Raw genomic sequence first — 4,505 nt, forward strand, 5'->3', positions numbered from 1 at the left:
ACCAGCTCCTGATACTCAAAGCACTCATGGGCAATATCCTTGTTCAGCCACAGCAGGCAGATAAGGTTCGGAATAGCCATCAGGCCGTTCATGGTATCGGAGAAGTTCCAAACAAACTCCAAAGTCTGGGTTGCACCCACGAAAGCCACCAGGCTGAACAGCACGCGGTAGCCCATGATTACGGCGCGGTTGCTTACGAGATACTCAAGGGACTTCTCACCGTAGTATTCCCAGCCGAGAATGGTGGAAAAAGCGAAGAGAGCCAGTGCGATGGAAACAATGTACTTGGCAGCCTCGCCAAATACAGAGGAGAAAGCCAGAATAGTCAGGTTGGCACCGGAAACTGCCTTGCCGGTTGCAGGGTCGATAGTGCCCAGCATGCCGGAGGAAGCGATAACCAGGCCGGTCAAAGCACAGATAATCATGGTATCAAAGAAAGTACCGGTCATGTTTACATAGCCCTGACGGGAAGCATGGTCGGTCTTTGCTGCAGCAGCTGCAATAGGAGCGGAGCCGAGGCCTGCCTCATTGGAGAACACGCCGCGGGCAATACCCCAGCGCATGGAAGTCAGCATGGAGGCCACGATGGAACCGCCAACACCGCCGGCAACTGCATCAGGAGCAAAAGCCATGCGGAAGATTTCAGCAACGCCTGCAGGCAGGGCGGAAGCATTAACCACAATAACAACCATAGCGGCTACGAAATAAAAAGCAGCCATAGCAGGAACGATAACGCTGGAAACAGCACCAATGCTGCGAATGCCGCGGAGCAGAACTGCCAGGCAGCAGGCAACAAGAATAACGCCCACAACCATAGGATCAAGACCAAGGCTTGCCTTAAAGGCGGAAGAAATGGAATTTGCCTGGGTCATGTTACCAATACCAAAGGAAGCACAAACTGCAAAGAGGGCAAACAGACCAGCCAGAGCACTGCCAATAAACTTGTTGCTAAAACCGTACTTCATAGCGTACATAGGACCGCCAGCCATTTCACCAACGCCATTGGTCTTTCTGTACTTTACTGCCAGCACGGACTCACCATACTTGGTGGAAAGGCCGAAAGCTGCGGAAATCCACATCCATACCAGCGCGCCCGGGCCGCCCAGCACCATAGCAGTGGAAACACCCACGATATTACCTGTGCCCACAGTAGCCGAAAGCGCAGTCATCAGGGACTGGAACGGGCTGATATCACCGGCACTGTTGTCGCGCTTGCTGACAATCATCTTTATCGCATAAGGAAGATTGCGCCACGGCAGGAACTTCAGCCTTACCGTCAGAAAAATACCTGTACCTACCAGGAACGCCAGCATTACCGGCCCCCAGACAAAATCATTAACATCTGCCATCAATGTCACTAAATCCATAAAGCATAACCTCCAAACATCCGACTGCCTCACCACAACCAGCCGGAAAACTCACCTTACCACCAAAACTCCACGAATAATTACAGGAATAATAGCCATAAAAAAATCCGTGCTGTTCACTAAACAGCACGGACCAACGTCGTCCAAATAATATTTATTTGTGAAATGCATTTCCTTTTGACAAGTATTTTATACCACAAATCTCAAAGCCCTGTCAATAAATCTGTCCATGTATACATAAATTTTGCTTTTGCAGAATTGTATACAAAGTGCAGGTTGCCTGACCGGCAACCTGCCGTCATTGGTTATTGCACGATTGCCCTGCCGCCGACAAATACCTGCCTTATCTTCAGCTCCCTGTCCAGAAGGACGATATCCGCCTGCTTGCCCGGCGCAATACTGCCACAGCGGTCAAAGAGCCCGACAGAGCGGGCCGGGGTTTCCGTGGCGCTCTGCACCGCCTGCTCCAGCGGGATTCCCATTTCCAGAACGACAGTCCTCAGACAGTTCATCAGGTTGGTAACGGAACCGGCAAGGCTCCCGTTGGCCAGCACAGCCCGCTTGCCCCTGACCGTCACGGCCTGTCCGCCCAGGGTATACTCCCCGTCCGCCAGCCCGGCCGCCCGCATGCTGTCACTGATAAGGCACACCCTGCCACTGCCAAACAGCCGGAACACGGCACGTACCATGGCAGGATGAATATGCACGCCGTCGCAGATCAGCTCCACATAGGCAGCGGCATCGGCCGCCGCGCCCTGCACCCCCGGATTCCTGTGATGGAACGGCTGCATGCCATTAAACATATGGGTAACGTGATTGGCTCCCTTCTGAAAGGCTTCCATGGCCGTATCATAATCCGCCCCGGTATGTGCAAGGGAAACAACTACTTCGTCCCTGACAGCCTCAATAAACTCCATAGCTCCCGGCTCCTCCGGCGCAATATCCACCAGACGGATTCTGTCACCGGACAGCTTATTCAGCTCGCGGAACAGTTCCACATCGCAGGGAATAATATTGTCCGCCGCCTGGGCGCCCTTGTTGGCGGCGCTGATAAAAGGCCCCTCCATGTTGACACCGGCAAAATGCGCTCCCGTATCCCCCCGGTAAGCGCCAATATTTGCCATGATCTTCCGCAGCTCCGCCACCGGCATAGTCATGGTCGCAGGACAGATGGTGGTAACGCCCTGCCCTGCCTCATACTCCGCCAATGTCCTTATGGTATCAGGCTCCGCATCGCACAAGTCCGCCCCCATACAGCCGTGGAAATGGATATCCACCAGCCCCGGGATAGCGTACAGTACATCATTATCGCCGTTATCCCCGTCTTCACCAGCCAGGGCAATTTTCCTGATAATGCCGTTATCCAGCTCTATACTGCCTCTGACAAATTTATGCTGCTCGGTATATACAAGCACATTATTTATTTCCATCCAGACACCTCCAGACTGCAAAAAAACTAAAAAGATATTTCCATCACACTATTGTCAGCATCACACCTATATTGACATCCTGCCATTGTCGGCGTCACACCAGCGACAAGGCCGCTTCGTCAGCAATCAGGGTCACATCATTGTGCATCTGCAGGATAGAAGCCGGCACCTGCGGCGTTACCGGGCCGAAAAACGCCTTTTTCACGATTTCCGCCTTGTCTGCACCGCTGACAATCACCACGATTTTCTTGGCCTGCATGATGGTCTTGATGCCCATGGTATAAGCCTTCTTCGGCACATCATCGACACTGGCAAAAAATCTCTTGTTGGCATTGATGGTAGTTTCCGTCAGCTGTACGCAGTGCACATCCTTTTCAAAGGCCGCTCCCGGCTCGTTAAAACCGATATGGCCGTTGTGCCCCAGCCCCAGAAGCTGCATGTCGATGCCGCCCAGCTCATGAATCAGCGCCGAATAACGGCCGCACTCCGCCGCCTCATCCATTTCCATGCCGTTAGGCAGATACGTCCTGCCGGGATTGATATTGACGCGGGAAAAGAGGTGCTGGTTCATAAAATAGCGGTAGCTCTGGTCGTTGCCTGCGTCCAGCCCCTTGTACTCGTCAAGGTTTACGGAGGTCACCTCGGAAAAATCAAGGTCGCCCTTGTTATACCACTCCACCAGCTGGTCATAAGTGCCGACAGGAGATGAGCCCGTGGCCAGTCCCAGTACGCAGTTCGGCTTCATAATCACCTGGGCAGACAGCATGTTGGCCGCCTTTCTGCTCATGTCCTTGTAGTCCTTTGCCTTGTAGATTCTCATTGTCCTTTCCTCCTCAATGCCTTCAATGTGTTGCCATGCAGGGCCTCCTTGATGTAGTGATTGCTCTGCATATACTTCGTATAAATAATATCCTGCAGGACCAGCAGGGGAAACTGCGGCGAAATCGCGTTGCCATAGTCCAGCCGCTGATAGGATGGCACCAGTACCACCTCGTCGCAGAAATCGCTGAAGCCATCCCTGTTGTACGCCGTCACCAGCATGGTCCTTGCCCTGTTCCTGTGCGCCGCCTTCAGCATGTACAGCACATCCTCCGTAGTGCCGCTGATGCTGAAGCCGATGACAAAGCATTTCTTGTTCATAAAGACCGTCTGCATCCGCATTCTGTCCTCATAGACAATGGAATCAATATTGATGCCTATGCGCATAAACCGCAGCTCCATTTCCTCCGCCGCCATGCCGGAGCTTCCCTTGCCGCAGACCACTATCCGCTCATACTGCCCGATGCACTTTACGATTCTGTCAATCTGCTTTTCATCAATCAGGTCGTATTCCTTGTTCAGAAGGTCCTCATAAATGGCCAGTACGCCCTTCGTCACGTTAGTCATGGTGGCGCGCTTTTTCAGCTTCTGGTTCCTGTACTCAAAAGCAAACTCGCGATAGCCGCTGAAACCGCTTTTCTTGGCGAAGCGGGAAAGGGTCGCCTCCGACACAAAGAGCCTTTGGGCCATGGCGCTGGCAGACAGGTCCACATCCTCGTCATTGGCAATGAAAAAATCCGCCACCTTTTTTTCAGCGGGGCTGAATTGCTGATAATTAACATCAATCATGGGAATGATTGAACGCTGTCTTGCCGCCATACCTTCCCCTCCTTGCCAAAAATTATATCGGTGATACGATGATACAGTAATACGGTGATATGTCAGTACC

Annotated in this window: 4 protein-coding genes; all 4 read right to left on the reverse strand. The window is 52.7% G+C overall.

The window, feature by feature from the left end; translation table 11 throughout:
- The coding region (locus tag ACI3UA_RS05410; RefSeq protein WP_439723812.1) for an alanine/glycine:cation symporter family protein at positions 1–1,367 on the reverse strand (1,367 nt) is incomplete at its 3' end.
- A gap of 305 nt (positions 1,368–1,672) precedes the next feature.
- Positions 1,673–2,797 carry an N-acetylglucosamine-6-phosphate deacetylase gene (gene nagA / locus ACI3UA_RS05415; RefSeq protein ID WP_439723813.1) on the reverse strand — a complete coding sequence of 375 codons (1,125 nt, stop codon included), beginning with the start codon at positions 2,795–2,797 and terminating at the stop codon, positions 1,673–1,675.
- 94 nt (positions 2,798–2,891) lie between these two features.
- A complete protein-coding gene (gene nagB / locus ACI3UA_RS05420) occupies positions 2,892–3,617 on the reverse strand; it encodes a glucosamine-6-phosphate deaminase (protein ID WP_439723814.1) in 726 nt (241 codons plus the stop codon).
- Positions 3,614–4,435: a MurR/RpiR family transcriptional regulator gene (locus tag ACI3UA_RS05425; protein ID WP_439723815.1), complete on the reverse strand. Its 822-nt coding sequence runs from the start codon at positions 4,433–4,435 to the stop codon at positions 3,614–3,616. Before ACI3UA_RS05425 ends, nagB begins: the two co-directional genes overlap by 4 nt.
- Between the last annotated feature and the right edge of the window lie 70 nt (positions 4,436–4,505).

This window comes from Anaerovibrio sp., from assembly GCF_051866355.1.
In the GTDB taxonomy this organism is placed as follows: Bacteria; Bacillota; Negativicutes; order Selenomonadales; family Selenomonadaceae; genus Anaerovibrio.